At 61.5% G+C, this 21,091-nt stretch carries 23 protein-coding genes; 11 read left to right on the top strand and 12 right to left on the bottom strand.

The features are described from left to right. The first annotated feature begins 60 nt into the window (after nucleotides 1-60). The 4 genes from J0663_RS25165 to J0663_RS25150 all read left to right on the top strand — a co-directional run bounded on the left by J0663_RS25165 (nucleotide 61) and on the right by J0663_RS25150 (nucleotide 1,641). Nucleotides 61-609 (top strand): sigma-70 family RNA polymerase sigma factor, encoded by a 549-nt coding sequence (locus J0663_RS25165; protein WP_207244726.1) that lies wholly within the window; start codon nucleotides 61-63, stop codon nucleotides 607-609. Next, entirely contained in the window at nucleotides 606-1,250 is a 645-nt protein-coding gene (locus tag J0663_RS25160; RefSeq protein ID WP_207244725.1) for an NrsF family protein, read from the top strand. The genes J0663_RS25165 and J0663_RS25160 overlap by 4 nt, the downstream gene beginning before the upstream one ends. Before the next feature lie 68 nt (nucleotides 1,251-1,318). Beyond that, nucleotides 1,319-1,471, top strand: a complete 153-nt coding sequence (locus tag J0663_RS25155; protein WP_207244724.1) for a hypothetical protein — start codon at nucleotides 1,319-1,321, stop codon at nucleotides 1,469-1,471. After that, nucleotides 1,471-1,641: a hypothetical protein gene (locus tag J0663_RS25150; protein ID WP_207244723.1), complete on the top strand. Its 171-nt coding sequence runs from the start codon at nucleotides 1,471-1,473 to the stop codon at nucleotides 1,639-1,641. The genes J0663_RS25155 and J0663_RS25150 overlap by 1 nt, the downstream gene beginning before the upstream one ends. 21 nt (nucleotides 1,642-1,662) lie before the next feature. On the opposite strand, the gene J0663_RS25145 is transcribed toward J0663_RS25150, so the two are convergent. From J0663_RS25145 to J0663_RS25110, 8 genes are all read right to left on the bottom strand, one after another. Further along, entirely contained in the window at nucleotides 1,663-2,190 is a 528-nt protein-coding gene (locus J0663_RS25145; protein ID WP_207245497.1) for a sigma-70 family RNA polymerase sigma factor, read from the bottom strand. A gap of 247 nt (nucleotides 2,191-2,437) precedes the next feature. Further along, nucleotides 2,438-4,153 carry a GH32 C-terminal domain-containing protein gene (locus tag J0663_RS25140; RefSeq protein ID WP_207244722.1) on the bottom strand — a complete coding sequence of 572 codons (1,716 nt, stop codon included), beginning with the start codon at nucleotides 4,151-4,153 and terminating at the stop codon, nucleotides 2,438-2,440. Between the two features lie 3 nt (nucleotides 4,154-4,156). Then, entirely contained in the window at nucleotides 4,157-5,050 is an 894-nt protein-coding gene (locus tag J0663_RS25135; protein WP_207244721.1) for a carbohydrate ABC transporter permease, read from the bottom strand. Beyond that, nucleotides 5,043-5,978: a carbohydrate ABC transporter permease gene (locus tag J0663_RS25130; protein ID WP_207244720.1), complete on the bottom strand. Its 936-nt coding sequence runs from the start codon at nucleotides 5,976-5,978 to the stop codon at nucleotides 5,043-5,045. The genes J0663_RS25135 and J0663_RS25130 overlap by 8 nt, the downstream gene beginning before the upstream one ends. 88 nt (nucleotides 5,979-6,066) lie before the next feature. Next, complete coding sequence (locus J0663_RS25125; protein WP_207244719.1) at nucleotides 6,067-7,359, bottom strand: ABC transporter substrate-binding protein; 1,293 nt, start codon at nucleotides 7,357-7,359, stop codon at nucleotides 6,067-6,069. Between the two features lie 34 nt (nucleotides 7,360-7,393). Beyond that, nucleotides 7,394-8,398, bottom strand: a complete 1,005-nt coding sequence (locus J0663_RS25120; RefSeq protein ID WP_207244718.1) for a LacI family DNA-binding transcriptional regulator — start codon at nucleotides 8,396-8,398, stop codon at nucleotides 7,394-7,396. 125 nt (nucleotides 8,399-8,523) lie between these two features. Further along, on the bottom strand, nucleotides 8,524-8,844 hold the full coding sequence (locus tag J0663_RS25115) for a hypothetical protein (protein ID WP_207244717.1): 321 nt from the start codon (nucleotides 8,842-8,844) through the stop codon (nucleotides 8,524-8,526). Nucleotides 8,845-8,979: 135 nt separating this feature from the next. Further along, nucleotides 8,980-9,675 (bottom strand): NUDIX hydrolase, encoded by a 696-nt coding sequence (locus tag J0663_RS25110; RefSeq protein WP_207244716.1) that lies wholly within the window; start codon nucleotides 9,673-9,675, stop codon nucleotides 8,980-8,982. A gap of 128 nt (nucleotides 9,676-9,803) precedes the next feature. On the opposite strand from J0663_RS25110, the gene J0663_RS25105 reads away from it, so the two are divergent. Genes J0663_RS25105 through J0663_RS25095 form a run of 3 tightly spaced genes read left to right on the top strand, consistent with a single transcriptional unit; the run spans nucleotide 9,804 to nucleotide 12,093 of the window. Next, nucleotides 9,804-10,838: an SPFH domain-containing protein gene (locus J0663_RS25105; RefSeq protein ID WP_207244715.1), complete on the top strand. Its 1,035-nt coding sequence runs from the start codon at nucleotides 9,804-9,806 to the stop codon at nucleotides 10,836-10,838. Further along, complete coding sequence (locus tag J0663_RS25100) at nucleotides 10,825-11,763, top strand: diacylglycerol kinase catalytic domain-containing protein (protein WP_207244714.1); 939 nt, start codon at nucleotides 10,825-10,827, stop codon at nucleotides 11,761-11,763. The genes J0663_RS25105 and J0663_RS25100 overlap by 14 nt, the downstream gene beginning before the upstream one ends. A 30-nt stretch (nucleotides 11,764-11,793) precedes the next feature. Further along, a complete protein-coding gene (locus J0663_RS25095) occupies nucleotides 11,794-12,093 on the top strand; it encodes a DUF4304 domain-containing protein (RefSeq protein WP_207244713.1) in 300 nt (99 codons plus the stop codon). Nucleotides 12,094-12,451: 358 nt separating this feature from the next. Here J0663_RS25095 and J0663_RS25090 read toward each other — a convergent pair whose 3' ends face one another. After that, nucleotides 12,452-13,000, bottom strand: a complete 549-nt coding sequence (locus tag J0663_RS25090; protein ID WP_375337270.1) for a DEAD/DEAH box helicase family protein — start codon at nucleotides 12,998-13,000, stop codon at nucleotides 12,452-12,454. Nucleotides 13,001-13,573: 573 nt separating this feature from the next. Between J0663_RS25090 and J0663_RS25085 the strand changes: the two genes are divergently transcribed. Next, nucleotides 13,574-13,969, top strand: coding sequence for an RES domain-containing protein (locus J0663_RS25085; RefSeq protein ID WP_246590428.1), 396 nt, complete (start codon nucleotides 13,574-13,576; stop codon nucleotides 13,967-13,969). A 248-nt stretch (nucleotides 13,970-14,217) separates the two neighbouring features. Here J0663_RS25085 and J0663_RS31435 read toward each other — a convergent pair whose 3' ends face one another. Next, complete coding sequence (locus J0663_RS31435) at nucleotides 14,218-14,469, bottom strand: GFA family protein (RefSeq protein WP_246590427.1); 252 nt, start codon at nucleotides 14,467-14,469, stop codon at nucleotides 14,218-14,220. 741 nt (nucleotides 14,470-15,210) lie between these two features. On the opposite strand from J0663_RS31435, the gene J0663_RS25075 reads away from it, so the two are divergent. From J0663_RS25075 to J0663_RS25065, 3 genes are all read left to right on the top strand, one after another. After that, nucleotides 15,211-16,953, top strand: coding sequence for an adenylate/guanylate cyclase domain-containing protein (locus J0663_RS25075; protein ID WP_207244712.1), 1,743 nt, complete (start codon nucleotides 15,211-15,213; stop codon nucleotides 16,951-16,953). Between the two features lie 406 nt (nucleotides 16,954-17,359). After that, nucleotides 17,360-18,439 (top strand): YihY/virulence factor BrkB family protein, encoded by a 1,080-nt coding sequence (locus J0663_RS25070; RefSeq protein ID WP_207244711.1) that lies wholly within the window; start codon nucleotides 17,360-17,362, stop codon nucleotides 18,437-18,439. Nucleotides 18,440-18,524: 85 nt separating this feature from the next. Continuing rightward, complete coding sequence (locus J0663_RS25065) at nucleotides 18,525-19,808, top strand: cystathionine gamma-synthase family protein (protein WP_207244710.1); 1,284 nt, start codon at nucleotides 18,525-18,527, stop codon at nucleotides 19,806-19,808. A gap of 46 nt (nucleotides 19,809-19,854) precedes the next feature. On the opposite strand, the gene J0663_RS25060 is transcribed toward J0663_RS25065, so the two are convergent. Continuing rightward, entirely contained in the window at nucleotides 19,855-20,268 is a 414-nt protein-coding gene (locus J0663_RS25060; RefSeq protein ID WP_207244709.1) for a cupin domain-containing protein, read from the bottom strand. 47 nt (nucleotides 20,269-20,315) lie between these two features. Next, on the bottom strand, nucleotides 20,316-21,080 hold the full coding sequence (locus tag J0663_RS25055) for an SDR family oxidoreductase (RefSeq protein WP_207244708.1): 765 nt from the start codon (nucleotides 21,078-21,080) through the stop codon (nucleotides 20,316-20,318). Between the last annotated feature and the right edge of the window lie 11 nt (nucleotides 21,081-21,091).

Here is a 21,091-nt window from a genome sequence, read left to right as displayed (position 1 = left end):
ATTGTTTTTACTCTTCCCTGTAACCGATCGGCTGTTTGCCCGAATGAACTGTCTGACAGCATGACGATCGCCCATACGGAACAAGTCTTGAAAGCACTGATGCTTCTGTCCCTTGACGGCGACGAGGCGGCCTATCGGCGTTTGCTGACGGCGTTGCGCGTCCTGCTTGTCGGGTATTACAGCCGCAGAATGGCCTCTGCGATGAAAGCGGATATGGAAGACCTGGTTCAGGAGACATTGCTGGCACTGCATTCCCGGCGAGCTACTTATGACCGGGAAAGAGCTTTTACGGCCTGGTTCTTCTCGATCGCCCGCTACAAGCTGATCGACCATCACCGCGGCCGCGGCGGACGCAGGATGGCCGAGACCGAGCTCGGCGAGGAGTTTGAAAGTGACTTCGATGAGGAAGGGCTGACGGCCCGCCTGGACGTCGAGCGGTTGCTCGAGGGCTTGTCGCCGAAGCAACAGGAACTGATCCGGCAGGTGAAACTGGAGGGCCAATCGGTCGCCGACACGGCAAAGCGCACCGGCCAGTCCGAATCAGCGGTAAAAGTCGGCATCCATCGGGCGCTCAAGGCGCTCGGCGAGAGATTGCGGGGCACATCGTGACAGAGACGGACGACATCATCGAGAGGCTTGTAAGCGACCTGAAACCCGTGCCGCGCCATGCGCTGCGCCGTCGGCTCGCGCTTGGCATACTGCCCGCCCTCGGCCTGTCTCTGCTGCTGATGCTGGCCATCGTCGGTCTCAGGGTCGACATGCCTGATGTCCTGACGCAGCCGGTCTTCTGGATGAAATCAGCCTACAACACGCTGATTGCCGTGGCGGCTTTTGCAGCCGTCTTTCGGCTTTCCCGTCCCGATGGTTCCGAGGGACGTCTTTTCGGTATTCTTGGCTTGATCTTCGCCGCCATGGCGGCCGTCGCAGCCGTCCAGCTTATGATGGGCCCGATCGAAGCCTATCGGGTGCTGATCCTCGGTTCCTCGGCACTGCATTGCCCACTGTTCATCATCGGCTTTGCGATCCCGGTCTATGCCGGTGCGGTCTGGGCCCTGCGCCGCGCCGCGCCGGTGGACCTGCGGCTGACCGGCTTCGTCACTGGCATTGCCGCGGGAGGAGCCGGCGCCTGGGTCTATTCCTGGTTCTGCACCGAAAACGGCATGCCCTTCGTGTTGATCTGGTACACACTCGGCATCCTGCTCACCGCGGCTGTCGGCGCCGTGTCCGGGCCCCGCCTGCTGCGCTGGTAGATTGTTTCTCAGCCGGTTGACCGGAACATTCCGGGTCTTGTCTGGTTCGAGGGACGAAGGAGCGGAAGATGAGCCAGGAATCGGATCGTCGTGCTTTTTTGATTTATATCGGGGCCATCGTACTGGTCGGGCTTTTGATCGTGCTCGGCGCGACGCTTTCGTGGAACTCGACCAGCACAAGCGAGCAGTCCACGCTATATTCAAGGGAAGCCAATCCCTGATGAAGTGGCCCAAAGAGGACCCTATCCGAGTGGACCGGCTGAATGCTGAACAGCAGCGGAACGGCACGAAACCCCTGTGGCTGGCCATCGCTCTGATCGCGACGATGGTCGCCATCACCTTTTTGCTCTACGTCTCGATTCTCGTTTACGGCGTGATGCAAAGGATGTGAGCACAAGACGGCGCAAGGTGCTCAGTCGACGAGGTGGTTTCCGAGCATCTGAGCCAGGCACTCACGGGCGCGGCTCACACGGCTTTTCAACGTGCCGATCCGGCACCCGCACATCCTGGCGGCATCCTCGTAACTCGTTCCGGCAGCCACCAATGTCAGGGCCCGACGCCGGTCGTCGGAAAGAAACGTCAATGCCCGCTGCAGCTCACGCTCCCGCAGGACCCACTCCTGGGTTGGAGCGATCGCCACCTGTTCCATCGCCGCGTCCATTCCGGCTGGTTCGCGTTTCTGCCGGCGGTAATTGGTACAGAACGTGTTTCGAAGGATGGTGAAAAGCCAGGATTTGAGCGAGGTGCCGGGTTTGTAGAGATGAAGCGAGTTCAGCGCCTTCAGCAAGGTTTCCTGAACGAGGTCATCGATGTCGTCCTCGCTGCGCAGAAACCGTCGGGCAAAGGCGCGCAAGGCCGGTGTCAGTTCGACGATTTCCAATTCGATTTTCGACGTTTCTTTGCAATTCGGCGCAGGGCGCAGTGAAGATAAGGAAGACATTTTTCTCTCCTGAGATGAAGAGGAAAGTCGTTGGCACTCTATTCGTTGCTGTACGATACCGGACGAACTGCTTGCCACGGTTCTGCGCTGGGATCATGTTGCCGAGTTCGGTCATGGGCGCAGCTTCAGCGACGCCGTCAGACGGCGGACGCAGAAGGGATGAGAACGCACGGCCGCCCTGGCGGCCGTGCTTCGTAGGGTCAGGACACGGCAGTGGGCGATGCCGCCTTGCCTTCTCCTCCTGGGATCAAAGACCAAGCTGCCAGATTTCGGCGGCAAGCACATTGCCGGCGGGCGCGACAAGGCGCACGGAGTTGACCCCGTTGAAACCGGGGAGCCGCTTGGTCCCCGTCCAGCGGCCATCGTCGGCGAAGACCTCGATCGAGCCTGCGTCCAGGAATATCCGGACTGTCGATGGGCGTGCGCCGGCGGCGATGTAGCGCGGTGACGTCTTGGCATTCGCCAGCGAAAACGGAATGCTCAGCCCATCCTCGTTCAACTCAACTTCGACCTTCGCCTCGGGATGTTCAAATGCGAGGCGGAAGGCGTTGCCGGCCTCGGCCAGAGTGAGCAGGATTTCGACGGCGCCATTGGCGAGGTCGACGGGAAGGCCGTCCAGCAAGCCTCCGGCATCCAGTCGGCGCTGCCGCAGGCTTTCTACGGCACCGATCGGCGGCGTGATCAATGCGCCGCCGCGCAACGCCAGCCGGCGCGGCAGCGTCATCGCCGTCGGCATGTCCGTTTCCCTGGAGACATCGGTCCAGTTCGCCAGCCACGCGATCCCGATCGGGCCGGTCTCGTCGACGAAGGCCTGGAACGCGTAGGCGTCGGTGCCGAAATCGAGTTCCTGTTCGAATTCCACGGCAAACCTCAGGCCATCGAAGCGGCCGACGGTCGCAAGCGTCACGTTGCGCCGGCCGGTTGCCGGGTCGCGGCTGGTCAGAAGACCGAAGATCAGCGCCCATCGCGTCGATGGGTCGTTTGCGGGGCCGTCGACCGGAATCAGGCATGGGCACTCCGCCGCCGTCATTCCGAAACGGTTTTCGCGGTGGATAACGCCGAGAAAGGTCCATCCCGCCGCCGCAGCCGGATCCTCGGTTTCATAGAGCAGGATCACGCCGCCCTCGCGGTCTCGCGTCCCCAGCAACATCTTCCATTTGCCGTCAGGCCCCCGGAACACATAGGGATCGCGGAAGTCGGTGGTGAGGCCGAGACCCGCTGGGCGCGCCGGCAGGATGAGGGTTGCCGGCTCGGCTTTGACGAAATCACGGGTGACGGCCGTGAACTGAACCTGCTCCTCCGGCTCCCGGTCCTTCACATGCTCGGTAAAGAAGATACGCAGGCCGGCCTCGCCGGGGAGAGCGATCGCCGAGCCGGAAAATGCGCCGCCCCGCCCATCGGCGCGCGCGGCGATTTCTTCCGAAGGGGGAAGGAAGACGGGAAGATGGGTCCAGCGAAGATAGTCGTCGGAGACCGCATGGCCCCAATGCATATTGTTCCAGCGAAGGCTATGCGGATAGTGTTGGTAGAAGAGGTGCAGTCTGCCGTCGAATCTCCCGAAGCCATTGGGATCGTTCATCCAGCCGAAAGGCGGGCGGAAATGATAGCCGCCGGCAACTTCAGGGGCGGCATTGGCAGGCCGGACATGGAGCAGCCGGATGCCTTCTTCGAGAACGCGAGATGGAAGGAAGGCATAGAGAACCGAGATATCGGTCGTTACCGGATCGAAGGAGAAGACCGTGTCTCCGCCGCTTTCCAGCGTCAGTTGCCGGAACTCAAACTCGTCGGGATTTGCTGTTTCGACGGCTGCTGCCGGCTCGCCGGCGACATATGCGGTCAGCCATCCCGAGCTGTTTCCGGCCGATGCCTTGATCCACGCGTGGATCATGGTTCCGGCAGGCAGGACAGCGTTGATTGTCTCCCGCCCGCGCTGATGGGGCTGAGAAATCGCTTGGTCTGTCATATGTCAACCTTTCACGGCGGAGCCGATGAAGGAACTCACGAACCAGCGCTGGAATGCGAGGTAGAGTCCCAGGATCGGGATCATCATCAAAACGGAGGCGGCCATCGCGCGATCCCAGTAGATGCTGTCCTGTCCGAAGAAGGTCGCGATGGCGACCGCGATCGGCCGGGCGTAGTCCGTCTGCGTGACGAGGATCGGCCAGAGATACTGGTTCCAGGTCTCGATCCCCATCAGGATCGAGACGGTGGCTAGGGCGGGCAGGCTGAGCGGCAGGAAGATCGATCGGTAGGCCCGGAAAAAGCTTGCGCCATCGATCTCGGCGGCTTCCAGCAGTTCCTTCGGCAGCTGCGAAAAGAACTGGTAGAACAGGAAGATATAGAGAGGGCTCGCGACCCAAGGCACGATCTGCACCGCAAAGGTGTCGGACATTCCCGCCCGCGAGACCATGATCACGAGGGGCATGATGATGCTCTCCTGCGGAATCACGTAAAGCGCAATCACGATCGCCAGGATGACGGCGCGGCCCTTGAGCGACCCCCAGGCCAGAACGAAGCCGGCCATCGAATTGACGATCAGCCCGGAACAAACCGTCGTGATCAGGATGATCAGCGAGTTGATGAGGTAGCGCCCGAAGGCGAGTTCGCCCGAGAGGTGGCCGACCTCGGCGTAGTTGGAAAGCGTCGGATTCGAAACCCAGAAGGCGCGGAAGCTGCCCATATCGGCCAGAATCTGGAACCGGTCGTCCTTGAGGCTCGCCACGACCAGGAGCAGCAGCGGAGACACGATCACCAGGGCGATGATGAAGATGCAAGTCACCTGGATGGCTCGCAGAACCCGGGTAGCCGAGCGAGGCTGCGCCACGCGCGATTGCGGGATGGACAGAGCAATATCAGACATCGAAGCGCCTCAAGAGCTGGCGCTGGATCAGCGCGATGATGAGAACGATGACGAACAGGATCACCGAGACGGCGGAGGCATAGCCCATTTTCTGCTCCTCGAAGCCGGCACGGACCATGTAATGCACCACCGTTTCGGTGCTGCTCTTCGGTCCGCCCTGCGTCAGGATGGCGACCTGCGTATAAAGCTTGAACGCCTGGATCGTCGTAATCACGAGGACGAAGACGTGGGTCGGCCGCAGGCCGGGCATGGTCACGTGCCAGAAACGCCGGAAGGCGTTGGCGCCGTCGATCTTGGCGGCATCGTACAGTTCGTCGGGAATACCCTGAAGGCCGGCGAGGTAGACGATCATCTGGAAGCCATAGGCTTGCCAGGCCGAGAGTAGGACGATCGAGAACATCGCCCACTGCGGGTCGCCGAGCCAATCGATCGGCTGGATCGCTCCGCCGGAGAGGAAGCCGAGGATCTGGTTGAACGGCCCGGTGGGATACTGGAACAGGGTTCCCCAGATGACGCAGACCACCACCATTGAGGTGATCGCCGGCAGAAAGAACATGCCGCGCAACAGATTGCGCAGCGGCAGCTTTTGATGCAGCAGCAGCGCCGTCGCGAAAGCGAGGCCGCACTGCGCCGGAATGATCCAGAAGGTGAAGCGCGACACGTTCCAGAGGGCGGTCCAGAAGAGCTCGTCCTTGAAGATGCGGATGAAATTGCTGAACCAGATGAACCGGACGGGTGTCGGCCGCGGCACCAGAGGCTGATTGGTCATGGCCGTCCAGAAGGACAGGAAGAACGGCACGATCAGGAAGACGGTCAGCAGGATCACGGCCGGCGCGAGCATGGCCGCTTCCTGCATCAGCCGCCCCTTGTCGCGCCGGCGCGCCGTCACCGGGACGGCCGTTGACGATGTTGATTGCTGCATGACCATGTCGCTCCTCCTCTCCACGCTTGATGCCCGTCCTGCCTTGCGATGCCCAATTGGACATCGCAAGGCATTACCTGCCGGACTATGGCGGTTACTGCTCGTCACCGAACGGCGGATAGCCGTCATTGTCCTCGATATCCTGATCGATCTTCCTGGCGGCGGACGTCAGCGCCTCCTTGGGATCGCCGCCATTGAAAGCCTCGTCGACGGCCTGCATGAAGGCCGAGGTGATTGTGGGGTAGGCCGGATGCGGCGGGCGGGCGATGGCCGTCTTCGATGCCTGTTCGAAGGCGATCGCCATCGGGCCGCCGGCGGCATAGAGCGGAGATTCGGCGGCGAAGCTCTTCAAACCGGGATAGCCGGACTGGCTTGCGACATAGGCGCGGTATTCCTTGTCCTTCAGCATGAAGCTGATGAATTTTGCCGCGATGTCGGGATGTTTCGACGTCTTGGTGATCGCCCAGATCCACGTGCCGTTGGGACTCGCGCCCTTCGTGCCGAACTTCGGGAGCGGCAGGACGACGATATTGTCCTTCATCGTCGCGGCGGCCTCTGCGTAGACCCAGTGCCCGCCGAGAGCCAGGGCTGCCGGATTGCCTTCGGCGAAGAACTGATTGGTCCCGGCCGATTGCGGCACGACCCAGCCGTTCTTGACCCATTTCTGCATCATGGCGAGCGCATCGGCGCAGGCGTCGCTGTCGAGCGTGCCCTCCGATTTCCAGGCCTTGCGGTCGATCAGATCGCAGCCGGCAGACTGCAGGATGGGTCCATAGGCATAGGTGATCCATTCGGTCTTGATGCCGTAGCCGCGGAAGGTGTCGATCGGCCACTTCACGCCGTCGAGTTTCGAAAGCTTTTCGAGATAGCCCTCAAATTCTTCGCGGGTCCACGCATCGTCGACGGACTTCGGGATACGGGCGCCGATTGCTTCGAGATATTTCTTGTTGCCATAGAGAACGACCGAGGAATCTGTCAGACCGATCGCATAGAGATCCTTATCGATCGGGTATGTCCCCTGGGCGATGTTGGACTCCGTCATGTCGTCGAGCAAGTCCTTGTCGACCAGCGGCTTGAGGGGCTGCAGATATCCCGACCAGACGTAATTGGCGAGGAACGGCGCATCGAGTTCCATGACGTCGGGCAGCTGTTTGGCCATGACGGCTGCGCTGAACTTCTCATTATAGGCATCGTGCGGCGCGTAGATGAACTGGATGTCGACATCGGGATTGGCAGCCTCGAAACGCTCCGCCACTTTGCCATAGGCGGCAACGAAGCCGGGATCGCCCTGGTGCATGACCTGGACGGCGGTCTTCTCGGCTGCGTCAGCCCATGTGGCGGTCAGCGCCGAGGACAAGATCAGAGACCAAAGTAAACGTTTACCCATTTGAATTCCTCCTCAATAGAATGGCTGACTCAATTTACACGGATGCCCGCTCCACCAGCTGGAACGGCAGTTTCTGCACTCCGACCGGCGACCGGTCTTCGGCAAGCAGGATTTGGGCCGCCTGACGGCCCATTGCCCTATGCGGCAGTGCCATCGTGGTGAGCGGCGGATCGAGGCGGGAGGCGATTTCGACCTGGTTGTCGAAACTCGCAACCGCAACGTCGTCGGGAATGGTCGCGCCTGCACGGCGCAGCGCGGCGTAGACTTCCATGGCTACACGGTCATTGCCGCACAGGATGGCGTCAGGACGGCGGGAGCGGTTGATGAGGTCATGGACATGCGTCGGCACGAGACTGTGGGCGCGATCGCTGTAGACCGCCTTGCTGACCGCAGGCAGGACGACAGCCCCTGCCCCATCGATGCCGGCGTGATCGAGCGCCTGCCGGAAGCCAAGTTCGCGCAGTTCGCCGGCGAGCAGCCCCGGCAGATTGAGGAAGGCGATATTGCGTCGGCCCGCGTCTATTAGGTGGTTCGTAATCTCGACCGCGGCGCCGGTTTCATCAGGCACCAGCGAGGTTACACGGTCGTTGGCGTCCCGGCAGTTGATCATGACGCCAACCGCATCGGCAAATTCGCGCGGCAGGTCGACGCTCTTGTGATACATGGCGGCATAGGCGATCGCTCTCGGGCGAAAGCGGCGCATCTCGTCGAGGATCGATGCCACGCTCCGGTGGCCGCCGAGGGTCATCGCGAAGACGGCCATGTCTGCGGCGCGGACCGCGCCGTCGAGCCCCCGGATGATCTCGGTTGCGAATGGTGATGTGATTAGATCATCCGCGATGAGGCCGACGAGCGGCATCCAGCCCTGCCGCATGCTGCGGGCGGCGAAGTTGGTGACGTAGCCGAGCTCTTCCGCGATCTCCTTGATGCGCTGTCGTGTGTCCTCCGACATCCGCGCCGAACCGCCGTGCAGCGCGCCCGACACCGTCTTGACGGAAACGCCTGCACGGGCGGCTATGTCGTTGAGTGAGGCGGTCATGGGCTGCGCTTGGGTTATCGATTACCCAATTCATAGCAACGACCTTTCGGCGAGTCAATAACACTACAGGAAAGAGCCGGCAGCAAGAACCCCGCCGAAGCGGGGTTGTTGTTGCAAGAAGCGGCTCAGTTGTTGTGAGCTGCGCAGGCTTCGTCCATCGGGGTGGCGTTGCTGGTGCCGCCCTGTGTCTGGAGATTGGCGGAGTTGTTGACCGGGTTCGGGCACTTGGTCTTGTCCATTTTCATCGTGCCGCTGGTGGTTGAGCCGGTCGTGGTGGTGTCCGTCGCCATCGGCTTCTTGGCTTTCATGTCGCCGCTCGCTCCGCCGCCCTGATCGGCGGCATTCTTGTCGATCGTGGCGCCGGCCGGAGCCGGATTGGACTGGGCGAAGGCCGACGTGGCCAAGCCGAGAGCGAAAAGCGAAGCTGCTACGAGTTTCATACGCATCTTATATCCTCCTTGGGATGTTGCACGGTTAGCCCATGCACAACCTCGCCGGACCATCATTGTTCCGCATCAGCCTGTCTGGAGGTTCGAAAGAGATCGTCGACCCATCTTCCCGCGCCCGAAAGGGTGCAGAGGCTAAATCTTTCGGTCGAACAGCGTCAGCGACTGGGTGTCCTTCAAGCGAAACACCTGGGCGGGCCGATTGCTCGCCCGGCGCATTTCGCCCTCCACCGGCTCGAGGAAATCGGCTTCGGCCATGCGCTTTCGAAAAGCCGATTTGTCGAGCTTGCGGCCGAGAAGGCTCTCATAGACCGATTGCAGCTCGCTCAATGTGAAACGGACAGGCAGCAGATGGCCGGGCAGGCTCGAATATTCAACCTTGCTGCGGATGCGGACGAGCGCCTCCTTGAGTAGCGATGCGTGGTCGAAAGCGATGGGAATGCCGACGCCGTCACCCTCGACCGGCCGCCATTCGGCCTCCTCGGCCATCGCATCCTGCCGTTCCGCCACATCGTCGGACGAAAGCAACGCGATATAGACGATGCTGATGCTCCAGCCCCTCGGGTCCCGGCCGGCGCTCCCAGTCGTTTGCAGCTGTTCGAGATAGGGTGTCTCGACGCCGGTCTTTTCCTTCAGCACGCGGCGCGCGGCAGCCTCCAGATCGATATCCTCGTCGATGTGGATCCAGCCGCCGGGCAAGGCCCATTCGCCGGCAAAAGGCGCGTTCGCCCGCCGCACGAGCAGCACGGAAAGCCCGGCCGGCGACAGCGAGAAGATCGCGAGATCGATGGTCGCGATCGGTTTGAAGGCGTCATTGTCATGGGTCGTCATGATCGGAAGATAGCATGGGTCAGCCTTAGTGTAAATCTTCAACTAAGTTAGTTGACATTTATCACTAAGTCATGTTTTCTCCTTTACGACACGAGCGAGGGGCTCGTGTCGGGAATAGGGAAACGGATATGTTCGGACTGCGCTTCATTAAGACGGAACCCACGCAATACGTCATCCAATATCAGAATGGCAATGTCATCCGCGAAGGCGCGGGCCTGGCCTTCTGGCACTTTTCGCCGTCGAGCTCCCTCGTGCTGGTGCCGACAGCGAGCGTCAACGATCCTTTCATCTTTCCCCTGGTGACATCGGACTTCCAGGAAGTGACGGTGCAGGGGCAGATCACCTACCGCATCGCCGAGCCGCGCCGCACGGCGGCACTTTTGAACTTCACGCTCGACCGTAGGGGTGCCTACGTCTCGGAAGATCCGCAGAAGCTTTCGACCCGGGTGATCGACCGCGTTCAGGTGGCCATGCGGGCCGAGGTTCAGACACTGTCGCTCAAGGAAGTGCTGGCCTCGGGCGAGGCCCTCGTCGCCGGCGTGGCGGAAGCTCTCAAGGTCCATCCGACGATCGAAGCGCTTGGCCTCGAGATCCTCGGCCTGTCGTTGCTCGCCGTCATGCCGAAGGCCGAGACATCAAAGGCGCTGGAAGCGCATGCGCGCGAAGCCCTGCTCCGCCAGGCCGACGAAGCCATCTATACCAGGCGCAACGCCGCGATCGAACAGGAGCGGACGATCAAGGAAAACGAGATCGCCACCGAGATCACGCTGGAGAATAAGAGGCGGCAGGTGCGCGAAGCCCAGATGGAGGCCGAACGCGCCGTGCAGGAGCGGCAGCTGCAGATCCGGCGGGAAGAGATGGCCGGCAAGATCGCGCTCGAGGAGCAGAACCGCGAACTGGTGACACTGTCGGCGGCCAACGCCCGGGCCGAGGCCGACGCCCAGGCCTATGCGATGACGGCGATGATGAAATCCTTCGAAGAGGCCGATCCGAAAGTGCTGCAGGCGCTCGCCTCGGTCGGCATGCAGCCGGGTCAGCTGATGGCGCTCGCCTTCCGCGACCTCGCCGACAATGCGACGAAGATCGGCCAGCTGAACGTCTCGCCCGATCTTCTGAGGGAGATATTGCAGCCGCAGGAGGGCAAGGATCGTGCCGGCCTCTGACGAACGCAAGATCATCCTGGTCGTCAGGCCGACCCGGCTCGACGAACTCATCGCCCGCTACAACACGGTGCAGCAGGCACAGTTTTACGTCGAGCATCTCGGCGCCGATTTCAGCGATTATCTCGCCGAAAAGAAGCGGTACGAAGCTGCCATCGCCGACGTGGAAGGGAGCCTTCGCGCCGTCGCCCGCGTCCAGCGTCTGGAGCGCCGCTACCTCGCGAACTTCGTCTTCGGCCCCGACGATGTCGTCGTCGTGCTCGGCCAGGATGGTCTCGTCGCCAACACGCTGAAATATCTCGACGTGCAGCCGGTCCTCGGCGTCAATCCCGATCCCAAGCGCTGGGACGGCCTGCTGCTTCCCTTCAATCCGAAGAGCCTTCCGAAAGTGATCGGCGAGGCGCTGAAAAACAAGCGGCCGATCAAGCGGGTCAGCATGGCCAAGGCGACGCTCAACACCGGCGCCGTCATCCACGCGGTCAACGACCTCTTCATCGGCCCGCAAAGCCACGCCTCGGCCCGTTACATCCTGCACGCCGAGGAGCGCGAGGAGCGCCAGTCCTCCAGCGGCATCATCGTCTCCACAGGCATGGGCTCGACCGGCTGGCTGAAGAGCCTCTATTCCGGCTGGCTCGGAGCTGCAAGCGCGCTCGGCATCGACCCCGACCGAAAGGCGCTGGACATGACCTTCCCCTGGGACGCGGATTACCTGCGCTATTTCGTCCGCGAACCCTTCCCCAGCCGCACGACCGGCACGAGCATCGTCGCCGGTCTCGTCTCCCAGAACCAGCCGCTTACCATCGTCTCCGAAATGCCGGAACACGGCGTCATTTTCAGCGACGGCATCGAGGCGGATTTTCTAGAGTTCAACTCCGGGACACGCGCGGTGGTGACGATTGCCGAGCGGCAGGGGATGCTGGTGGTGTGAGCAGCTGAAGCAAGAGACAAGGAGCGGATTGTGGATCGCATTGACGACGTTATCAAACTTGGGTTTGCGGACCTGCTGCGAGCTCACGGTTTTAAGAAATCCGGGCGAAATTGGCATAAAGCCGACGGCGAAAACTGGTTGATTGTCAATGTCCAGGCAAGTCGCTCCAATTTCGGCGACAGGGGACAATTTACTGTAAACCTCGGGGTCTACATGGCGTCGGTTGCAGCCCTCTCTGGAGAGGGGGTAGCTGCCGGCAAGCCCAAGGAGTACGAGTCTACAATTCGAGAAAGGCTGGGAAGTCTTGCCTATGGCCAAGACCATTGGTAGGTCGTTGAGCCAGGGGTAAACCTAAGCGCAATATCCGCTGATCTGGTGGAGAAAATGCAGTCGGTCGGACTGCCTTGGCTCGATATCCATCGCGACCTCTCGCATGTTGCCGCGGCCCTAAGGGATAGCCCATCTTTGAAATCGTTCAGCGCAGCTTGGTTGGCGGGCGACAAGGCGGAGGCCACTCGAAGGTTGCAAGCGGCAATCACATCCAGACCTGCCGCTAAAGAGCGTTTTAGCGCTTGGGCGGTCGAGAATGGAATTGCGCTCTGAACCATCGCAACGCGAACTTCCCCTGGCTACGGCGGGTTGACGACATCGTTGCACGAAAGCGAACCGAAGTCTCCGGCTGCCACGCTCAGGATATGATCATCGCCGCTGCGCTCGCTTCGGCGGTCTTTGATGTCACATCCAAATTCAGGGTAAATCGATGTTGAGGATCGAGGACCTGAGCTCGCCTGCTCCTTTCCCTAGAGGCCTGTGCGTCAATCGACTTCAACCGCTCGCGACGCGCCGGCATGGTAACGCGGCGCGCCAGTTCCTCCTCATCGCAAAGCAATCGCACCGGCACCAGCAGCGCCTCGCATTGCCGGGCGGCGTCGGCAATCTGCTGAAAGGTGCGGATGCTGCGCTCATCCCCTCCCAATCCGGCATGTGTGAAGATGAAATTCGCAGTAGGAGGGGCATGGTCGACAATCGCATCCAGGACGGCTTGCCGGACTCTGCCGGTATATTTCCATATTCCGCTGGGAAGGGGTGTCGTCCCGTCGTCGTCGAGCAGACGCAGTATTGGATTATTGAACCAGTGATTATCGATAACTTTTGCAGCCAGGAGCGGGCTTAACTCTTTCGCGATCGTCAGCTTTCCGACGCCGGGAAAGCCTATCAGCAGAACGAATGATTTCATGGCAGTGCAAGCTCCGCTGACCTTTCGAACTTCGCAATCGGTAATTCAGAGGCAGTGCCTCACCTGGTCCTTGGACTGACGCAGCAGATAATATCCAGCCGCGCGATTTCGAAAAGCCCTCCCTTGCGGCGATCGTCGCAAAACTCCGGTCCACATTCGGCCGCCTGCTCGGGTTTGGCTTGCCAGTGTCCCGCGGTTTGCGGTGGAAGGAACAACGCATTGATTTTGTTTTGATCATGTCAATTGCGGAAGCGATATTGGACTTAATTTCCGCTACTTCTGTAGGCGGCTCAAGTCCCATAAAAGGTGCGAAAGAGCACGTTTGAACCGTGTACGCCTTTCGCCATCATGCTCAGAGCTGATGCGACTCTGTCGGCGATTGCCGATCGTCGCATTTTTGCATCGATAATTCGGAGGCTCATATGCACGAGCAATCGCCAGCACGTGAACCGCCGAGCATCTTTCGCAATGTGAGCGGTCGCTTCTTTCGTTCTGTGCTGGTCGAGCGCCTCGATCGCGTACTCGATCCAGAGCGCGGGCCGTTACCACAGGCTCGGCCAGCCTGCCCTCTATATGAGCGCTTCGGCCGAATGGGCGATCATGGCGATTTCGGTTTATATGCGCGAGGATGGACGGCGGCGTGTTGTCGTGCCGCTGTCGGTCGGCAATGCACTTGTGCTTGATCAGCATGCTCAGCAGGCGTGTGAACGGCTCGGCATCGACCGGAATGTCTCTAATTTGTCTTGGCGCTTCGCGTTGACGGCCGGCGAGGAGCCGCCGTCATGGCGCACGGCCGACGCTGCCAGAGCCGCTGGTGCTGACGGCATCATTGATCGATCGAGATTGATCCCCGGCGGCTGGCATCTCAACCTGTTTCGCTGGAACGTGCTCGGCGGTCCATCGGTCGAGGTGAGCGGCGATCCGGTCGAGATCAGATTATCGGAGGATGGTCCGAAGTGGGGTTTGTAACCTGGCTGTAGGCTTGAAAGTCAGCTGTGAGGCCTCCAGGCAAAGTGCCGTCCGGCTGGCGCTATCCGTTGCCCGGCTCCTTGTCCGCCGCCGATGAAGCCAACCCGCGCTGGGCGTGCTTCACCCCTTGAGGAAGCTGAACCCTATCATGCCTGGACTCCTCGTAGACGGAAACCAACGGCGGTGGGAATGCCGGGTCAGCGAAGGCGCCGGCCGCGATGACGCAGAGCTCCGGATTGAAGTCGCCTTCAAAGAATAATGACGTCCCAGCAGTTCGGGCAAAAGTGGAATCGAACTTTGCGCCCTTGCGCGGCGTCCCGTTCGAAAATCTTGCGATCGCCCTCGATCGTCGCCTCGGCCTTCGCAAAGATCGCACCGCTTCCCGCGACGGCTCCGGTTCTCGGCTGGCAATCGCGGCAGTGGCACATGCTCACCGTGAGCGGGTCGCCCGAAGTCTTTGCGCGCAGTGATCCGCAATGGCATTGCGCAAGCCTGTTCATTTGTCGCCTCGGTTGTTTTTGACCTGGTGCTTGGCGCGTTGCATCCAATGGGAGGTGTTGGGCCGCGTCAGGTTGAAGAGAGCCTCATCCTGAGGCGCCCCGCAAGGGGCCACGAAGGATGAGGCGGGTGCGCTGGTGCATCGAACTGACAGAAGCCCGGCGCGGGGAGAGAGGCGCCGGGCTTCGATAGTGACCGACAGCATGGGAGGAGGAATGCTGTCCATCGGGCCGAAGCAACCCAGGAGGGGTGCAGCGCTTCGGCTCGTCACGAGGTAGTGCCGCAATGAGGCGAATTCAAGCCAGGTGGTTGCGTCGATGCCGTGCAGGGAATGTCGAAGAAGGAGGGCGGGGCGGATGTGTCACCCGGTTGTCCGCTATCGCCAGCTTGGGGAGCGTTGTCCGCGGACAACCGAAGAGATGGTGAATGTCAGCCTGCCAGCAAGGGCGCGAGAAGCCGCCTGACCGTCTACGCCAGTCGAGGTGCCATGTGCTGGTGACGCCAGTTCGGTATGGAAGTCGACGGTATGGAAGCCATACGTTCCCGGTGTGACACGAGTATTCTGCGGAGGCCCGCCTTTGGCATGTCCTGCGGGTTCTACATTGACCGGTTGTCCGCGGACAACGGATCGCCCAATCCAAGCTTCAACCGGCATCCATCCTGGCCGTCGATACCGGAGGCGGCTCCCTAGGTGGCTTTCTGCTTCTATGTTAATGTTCGGCATGCCGTCGTGTGAGGGACAGATGGACAGGAAGCTTGCGGCGATCCTAGCGGCCGACGTGGTTGGGTACTCGGCGCTGATGGAGCGTGACGAGACGGGGACGTTCGAGCGCCTCACCGGGATACGCAAGGAAGTGATCGAGCCGGAAATCGCCAAGCGACGCGGCTGCATCTTCAAGCTCATGGGTGATGGCTTGCTTGCCGAATTCGGCAGCGTCGTGGATGCCGTTGAATGCGCCGTATCGCTGCAGCGCGCGCTGAACGAGCGCAATGCGGAGGTGCCGCAGAACGAGCGGCTGGAGCTGAGAATAGGGCTCAATCTCGGCGAGGTCATCGTCGATGGCGACGACCGCTATGGGGAGGGCGTCAACGTGTCGGCGCGTCTGCAGCAGCTCGGCGATCCCGGCGGCATATGCATCTCCGGCAAGGTGGTGCGCGAGGTCGAAAAGACCCTTGCCTTCGGATTCGAATCGATGGGCGAGCAGCAGGTCAAGAACATTGCCGAGCCGATCACAGTCCACCGCATCGTGCAGGAAGGCACGTCTCCGGAAGCGCGGTTGGCGAGGGCGCCTCCCCTGCCGAACAAGCCGTCGATCGCCGTTCTGGCCTTTGCAAACATGAGCGGCGATCCCGAGCAGGAGTATTTCGCCGATGGATTGGTCGAGGATGTCATCACCAATCTTTCGAAGATTCCGAGCCTGTTCGTCATCGCGCGAAATTCCACTTTCGCTTACAAAGGCAGGACGATCGACATCCGGCAGATCGCCAGGGAACTCGGTGTCCGCTACGTGCTGGAAGGCAGTATCAGGCGGGCGGCGAACCGGTTGCGCATCACCGCGCAACTCATTGAGGGCAAGGACGCAACCCACATCTGGGCCGACAGGTTCGAGGGCGCGGCCGAGGATATCTTCGACTTACAGGATCAGTTGACTGAACGCATTGTCGGCACGCTTGAGCCGACGATCTGGCGCGCGGAGATCGAGCGTGCACGCCGCAAACGGCCGGATAGCCTTGATGCCTACGACTTTTTCCTCCGCGCCTTGCCGCACAGCTATGCCAACACCCCGGCGGAGACCGGCGAAGCCCTGCGATTGTTGGGCGAGGCCTTGCGCCTCGATCCCAGCTACGCCTGCGCCCATGGCTATGCTGCCTGGGGATATGAGCAGCGTTTCCTGCGTGGCGGCTTCCATCCCGAGGACAGGGCTGCGGCGCTGAGACACGCGAACGCGGCGCTCAATACCGGCGGGGACGATCCGCAGGCGCTTTGCCTGGGCGCATTCGTTCACGCGACGATCACCCATGATTACGACCGCTCGATCAACGCGCTCGACAGGGCGCTGATGCTGGACGGCAATGCGTCGCTCGCCTACGGGCTGAGTTCGATGGTGCATATGTTCAACGAAACCTATGAGCAGTCGCGCGATCACGCATTCAAGGCGCTCCGGCTCAGTCCGCTCGATCCGATGAACTATCATTCCTATCTGGCATTGGCCTGGGTCAGCCTGTTTACCGCGCACTTCGAGGACGCGGTAAAATATTCAGCGCTCGGTATTCAGGTGAACCCTGGCTTCAGCATTCTCCACGCCAGCCTGGTGGCGAGCTATGCCAATCTTGACCGGCTGGAGGCCGCCCGAGCGGCGGCCGGGCGACTGCTGGAGGTCGCGCCCGGCTGGACGATCAGCGAGTTTGTGCGAATGGATGTCGTGCGGCCTCAGCTCATGGATAAGCTGGCATCGGCATTGCGCAAGGCCGGGTTGCCGGAATAGGATTGACCTGCCTCGTCTCCACTCGGTTGGCCGCCGCTGGTGCGAGGCGTCGCTCGAGCCTTGATATTTGACGCCGAATTCAGGTTCGAACCGCGCTCTTTGGACGTTTTTCGCGCGAATATTCTGCCTCGGAACCGCAAAGCCGCACCCCGGCGGCGGTGACCAAAATTGCGCTCATGCCCTAGTAACGAAATCAAACTGCTGGTTCGCTTCCGTAGCTCGAAACCAATTCAACAAAATCAGCTGCTTATGAATCTGTGAAACGGTGCCGGATTCTGACCCGCCGTGCTCATCGCTGCAGGCGAGCCACCCCCCCCCCCCGCCGGGATTCTCCGCGGGAAAGCAATGGCTTGCATCCTTTAGCGGCGCGCAGCGTTATCCCCGAAGCAAATCGGAGGATAGGGTAATGGCTGAGGTGCTCCACCTCAAGAGATATCCGCTCGCCGCCGCAATGATGGCGGCCGCGATCGGGGTGTTTGTGTTTGTGCAGGCAAGGCAGCGCGGTTCGCTGGCTCCGCCTGCCCCAACCGCCTGGTCCGGTGATGATCATGGGCGCAGTGCGGCCACGCCGGAAGCCATTCCGCTGAGCGGTCTTCGCGATGTGTTCTGGCGTGTGTTCCATGAGATCCTGGACGACCGGGTCACCCTGATTGCCGCGGGCGTGACCTTTTATCTGCTGCTGGCGATATTCCCTGCGCTCGCGGCCCTCGTCTCGCTCTATGGGCTGGTGGCCGATCCGGTGACGATTTCAGAACATCTGCGCGAGCTCGCCATCCTGCTGCCGCCCGGTGCCTTTGATCTTCTTGCCGACCAGATCAAGGCGCTCGTCGAAAATCGCGAAAGCACCCTCGGCATCACATTCTTCATCGGTCTCGCGATCGCGCTCTGGAGCACCCATAGCGGCACGCTGGCGATCTTCGACGCCATGAACGTCGCCTATGAGGAAAGGGAGAAGCGCAGTCTCATCAGGCTGAACCTGATCGGCCTCTGTTTCACCCTATGCGCGATGGTTTTCGCCGTCGTCATGGTGGCGCTCGTCGGCGTGATGCCCGTCGTGCTCTCCTATCTCTGGCTCGACCAGTTCAAGGAGAATATGGCGCTTCTCCTGAGATGGCCGCTGCTTCTTTTCGTCGTCGCCGTGGCCGTGACCTTGGTCTATCGTTTCGGCCCGAGCCGTGAGCCTGCCAGGGTCCGCTGGATGACGTGGGGCGCGGGGCTGACCACATTCGCCTGGGCCGCCATGTCGGTCGGCTTCTCCTTCTATCTCGAGCATTTCGCCAATTACAACGCGACTTACGGCACGCTTGGCGCGCTGATCGGTTTCCTCGTCTGGATCTGGCTTTCCGTCGTCATTCTCATCCTCGGGGCAGAGCTCAACGCCGAGCTGGAACACCAGACCGCGAAGGACACGACCACAGGCCCGCCGCTGCCGATGGGCGCGCGCGGTGCCTATGTCGCGGACACGCTGGGCGAGACGGTGAGCTGATCGTTAAGGAGCCTCATCGATGGCTGCTCGCCCGATGCGGTTTTGATGTATTTTGTGCTTCGGCACGTCGGCAGAGGAGACGATCATGACCGCCCCGCATCCTTCCAAAACCCATATCGGCAATCACGCGCTGCATCCTGAAACGCAGATGCTAAATTACGGCTACGATCCCGAACTCTCGGAAGGCGCGGTCAAGCCGCCGGTATTCCTGACCTCCACCTTCGTCTTCAACTCCGCCGAGGATGGCCGCGATTTCTTCGATTACGTCTCTGGCCGGCGCGAGCCGCCGGCGGGCAAGGGCGCGGGCCTCGTCTATTCGCGCTTCAACCATCCCAACAGCGAGATCGTCGAAGATCGGCTCGCCGTCTATGAGCGGACGGAAAGCGGCGCGCTGTTTTCCTCGGGAATGGCGGCGATCGCCACGACCCTGTTCGCCTTCGTGCGGCCGGGCGATGCAATCCTGCATTCGCAGCCGCTTTATGGCGGCACCGAAACCCTGCTGGCGAAAACCTTTCTCAATTTCGGCGTTGCCGCGGTCGGCTTTGCCGATGGCGTCAGCGAGACATCGGTGCAGAAGGCGGCGGATGAGGCGCTCGGAAAGGGCCGCGTTTCCGTCATCCTGATCGAGACGCCCGCCAACCCGACCAACAGCCTCGTCGACGTCGCAATGATCCGGCGCGTGGCCGATGAGATCGGCGCGAAGCAGGGACATGTGCCGATCGTCGTCTGCGACAACACCCTGCTCGGACCGGTCTTCCAGCGGCCGATCGAGCATGGCGCCGACATTTCGCTCTATTCGCTGACCAAATATGTCGGCGGCCATTCCGATCTCATCGCCGGCGCCGTTCTCGGCCGCAAGGCAGTCATCAAGCAGGTGAAGGCACTGCGCGGTGCTATCGGCACGCAGCTCGATCCGCATTCCTGCTGGATGCTCGGCCGGTCGCTGGAAACGCTGCAGTTGCGCATGGAGCGGGCCAACAGCAATGCCCGGGCCGTCGCCGATTTCCTGCGCGACCACCCGAAGGTCGAGACGGTACACTATCTCCCCTACCATGATCCGGACTCGCCCTCCGGCCGCACCTTCGCCGCCCAATGCACCGGCGCCGGCTCGACCTTCTCTTTCGATATCCGCGGCGGCCAGCCGGCTTCCTTCAAATTCCTGAATGCGCTGCAGGTCTTCAAGCTCGCCGTCAGCCTCGGGGGTACGGAGTCGCTCGCAAGCCATCCGGCTGCGATGACGCATTCCGGCGTGCCCGCCGATGTCAGGGAGCGGATCGGCGTGCTGGAATCGACGATCCGCCTGTCGATCGGCATCGAGCATCCGGATGATCTCATCGCCGATCTGGAACTGGCGCTGCAGGCGGCCTGAGGCGGTGGGAAACGATGCCCGGCGGCGCCGGGCATCGGGCGTGAGGTCATTTGTCGTCGATCGTCAGTTCCGTCTCGGTCGTATCCAGCACGAAGACTGCCAGCAGGCGCGCCGGTTCGGTCGTGCTGGCGTTTGCGCTGACGCTGTGGTGATCGCCGGGGAATTCGGCGAAGCTTTCTCCGGATTTGTAGGTCTTCACCGGGCGGTCGTTGACCGCGCTGCGGATCGAACCTTCGAGAACGGTGGCATAGATGAAGGCCGAATCCGGATGGGTATGGCCGGGTGACATGCCGCCGGGCTGATATTCCACCAGCACGCCCTTCATGCTCTTGCCGGGAACATTGGGAAGCTTCTGGTCGAAAACGACGGTTACCTTGGCTTTTTCGCCTCCGGCGTGAACCTGAGTGCCGGCGGCAAGGACGAAGGCGAAGGCCGCCGCCGAGATCAATTTCCTGAGCATATCTGGTCTCCTCGGATGATAAGAATGGTTCGACACCTGCCTCGCTATCAGGCGCTCTTCTTCTGGGGCGGCTGCTGGCTCAGCCAGTCGTCGAAGCGGATCTTGCCGAGCCGCGCATTGGCGCCGGTCACCAGCGAAGTGTCGTCGAGCTCGACGCCGAAGTAGCGGGCGTGCGGATCCGCCATCACCTGGCGCGGATCGTTCGTCGCCTTGAAGAGGCGCATTACGATCTCGGTGAGGCGGATCTTCTCCGGCCCGCCAATCTCGATCGTGCCGTTCACAGGTGCTGCGAGCGCCACCTCGGCCATGACGTCGGCGACGTCGTCCGAGGCGATCGGCTGCAGATAGGCCGGCGACAGATGCACGGTCTGGCCGACCGTGTTCGCCTCGGCGATGCCTGCCATGAATTCATGAAACTGTGTGGAGTGGACGATGGTGTAGGGAATGCCGGAGCCCTTGATCAGCTCTTCCTGGGCCATCTTGGCGCGCATATAGCCGCTGCCCTGCAGCCGCTCCATGCCGACGATCGAGAGCGCGATGTGGTGCTTAACGCCGGCCGCAGCCCCGGCCTTGAGCAGGTTGCGGCCCGAGGTTTGGAAGAATTCGAGCACGGCCTTGTCCTCGAAGGACGGCGAGTTGGCGAGATCGACCACCACCTTGGCACCGGCGAGCGCCTCGGCCACGCCCTTGCCGGTGATCGTGTCGACGCCCGAATTCGGCGAAGCCGCCACAACGTCATGCCCCTTCTTGCGCAATCTCTCCACGGTCTTCGAGCCGATGAGCCCGGTGCCGCCGATAACGACGATCTTCATGATAATCTCCC

Source organism: Rhizobium lentis, assembly GCF_017352135.1.
GTDB classification, from domain to species: domain Bacteria; phylum Pseudomonadota; class Alphaproteobacteria; order Rhizobiales; family Rhizobiaceae; genus Rhizobium; species Rhizobium lentis.
The sequence above is the reverse complement of the archived record's forward strand: the minus strand, read 5'-3'. Positions and strand labels throughout refer to the sequence as shown.

Bases quoted from the DNA above. Each gene is read 5' to 3' on its own strand.
- J0663_RS25165 (WP_207244726.1), top strand. From the start codon at position 61: ATGACGATCGCCCATACGGAACAAGTCTTGAAAGCACTGATGCTTCTG.
- J0663_RS25155 (WP_207244724.1), top strand. From the start codon at position 1,319: ATGAGCCAGGAATCGGATCGTCGTGCTTTTTTGATTTATATCGGGGCC.
- J0663_RS25150 (WP_207244723.1), top strand. From the start codon at position 1,471: ATGAAGTGGCCCAAAGAGGACCCTATCCGAGTGGACCGGCTGAATGCT.
- J0663_RS25145 (WP_207245497.1), bottom strand. From the start codon at position 2,190: ATGTCTTCCTTATCTTCACTGCGCCCTGCGCCGAATTGCAAAGAAACG.
- J0663_RS25140 (WP_207244722.1), bottom strand. From the start codon at position 4,153: ATGACAGACCAAGCGATTTCTCAGCCCCATCAGCGCGGGCGGGAGACA.
- J0663_RS25135 (WP_207244721.1), bottom strand. From the start codon at position 5,050: ATGTCTGATATTGCTCTGTCCATCCCGCAATCGCGCGTGGCGCAGCCT.
- J0663_RS25130 (WP_207244720.1), bottom strand. From the start codon at position 5,978: ATGGTCATGCAGCAATCAACATCGTCAACGGCCGTCCCGGTGACGGCG.
- J0663_RS25125 (WP_207244719.1), bottom strand. From the start codon at position 7,359: ATGGGTAAACGTTTACTTTGGTCTCTGATCTTGTCCTCGGCGCTGACC.
- J0663_RS25120 (WP_207244718.1), bottom strand. From the start codon at position 8,398: ATGACCGCCTCACTCAACGACATAGCCGCCCGTGCAGGCGTTTCCGTC.
- J0663_RS25115 (WP_207244717.1), bottom strand. From the start codon at position 8,844: ATGCGTATGAAACTCGTAGCAGCTTCGCTTTTCGCTCTCGGCTTGGCC.
- J0663_RS25110 (WP_207244716.1), bottom strand. From the start codon at position 9,675: ATGACGACCCATGACAATGACGCCTTCAAACCGATCGCGACCATCGAT.
- J0663_RS25105 (WP_207244715.1), top strand. From the start codon at position 9,804: ATGTTCGGACTGCGCTTCATTAAGACGGAACCCACGCAATACGTCATC.
- J0663_RS25090 (WP_375337270.1), bottom strand. From the start codon at position 13,000: ATGAAATCATTCGTTCTGCTGATAGGCTTTCCCGGCGTCGGAAAGCTG.
- J0663_RS25085 (WP_246590428.1), top strand. From the start codon at position 13,574: ATGAGCGCTTCGGCCGAATGGGCGATCATGGCGATTTCGGTTTATATG.
- J0663_RS31435 (WP_246590427.1), bottom strand. From the start codon at position 14,469: ATGAACAGGCTTGCGCAATGCCATTGCGGATCACTGCGCGCAAAGACT.
- J0663_RS25075 (WP_207244712.1), top strand. From the start codon at position 15,211: ATGGACAGGAAGCTTGCGGCGATCCTAGCGGCCGACGTGGTTGGGTAC.
- J0663_RS25070 (WP_207244711.1), top strand. From the start codon at position 17,360: ATGGCTGAGGTGCTCCACCTCAAGAGATATCCGCTCGCCGCCGCAATG.
- J0663_RS25065 (WP_207244710.1), top strand. From the start codon at position 18,525: ATGACCGCCCCGCATCCTTCCAAAACCCATATCGGCAATCACGCGCTG.
- J0663_RS25060 (WP_207244709.1), bottom strand. From the start codon at position 20,268: ATGCTCAGGAAATTGATCTCGGCGGCGGCCTTCGCCTTCGTCCTTGCC.
- J0663_RS25055 (WP_207244708.1), bottom strand. From the start codon at position 21,080: ATGAAGATCGTCGTTATCGGCGGCACCGGGCTCATCGGCTCGAAGACC.